The sequence below is a fragment of the Burkholderia sp. BCC1998 genome (assembly GCF_905339875.1).
Lineage (GTDB): Bacteria > Pseudomonadota > Gammaproteobacteria > Burkholderiales > Burkholderiaceae > Burkholderia.
In genome coordinates this window covers 1-526 of the sequence record NZ_CAJPHE010000099.1, presented here as the reverse complement: position 1 = coordinate 526, position 526 = coordinate 1, and the positions used below count along the sequence as shown (strand labels likewise).

1 protein-coding gene is annotated in these 526 nt (G+C 65.4%); it reads right to left on the bottom strand.

The annotated features are described in order from the left end of the window. A partial coding sequence (locus U5A56_RS36955; RefSeq protein WP_321927423.1) for a hydrolase occupies window positions 1–522 on the bottom strand: 522 nt, incomplete at its 3' end. Between the last annotated feature and the right edge of the window lie 4 nt (window positions 523–526).

Sequence of the window (526 nt, the reverse complement as noted above, 5' to 3'; positions counted from 1 at the left end):
CTGCGCGACGCTGATCATCTGGCCGCCGGCCTGCTCGATGCGGCGCAGCGCGGCTTCGTGCGCGGCGACCGACGTGCCGCCGACCGCATCGACGACCACATAGACTTCGTAGCCGGCCTTCAGCGCGTCGAGCGCGGGGAAGGTCAGGCACGCTTCGGTCCACAGCGCGGTCATGATCAGTTTCTTGCGGCCGGTGGCCTCGACGGCCTTGCGGAACTCGACGTCTTCCCACGAGTTGATGCTGGTGCGGTCGTAGGTCGGATAGCCTTCGAGCGCGGCGCGCAGTTGCGGGATCGGCGGCTTGTTCAGGCCGGTCTTCACGTTGACGGTCGAGTGGACGATCGGCAGGTCGTACGCGACCGCGGCCTTCGATGCGCCGACGATGTTGTTGATCAGCAGCTGGCGATCCATCGATGCAATCGAGTTCACCTGGACCGGCTGGTAGTCGATGACGATGAACGCCGCGTTCTGCGGGGTGAGCAGGTGGTCGTTCGCGGGATCGCGAATCGGTTCGCTTGCCATGGTT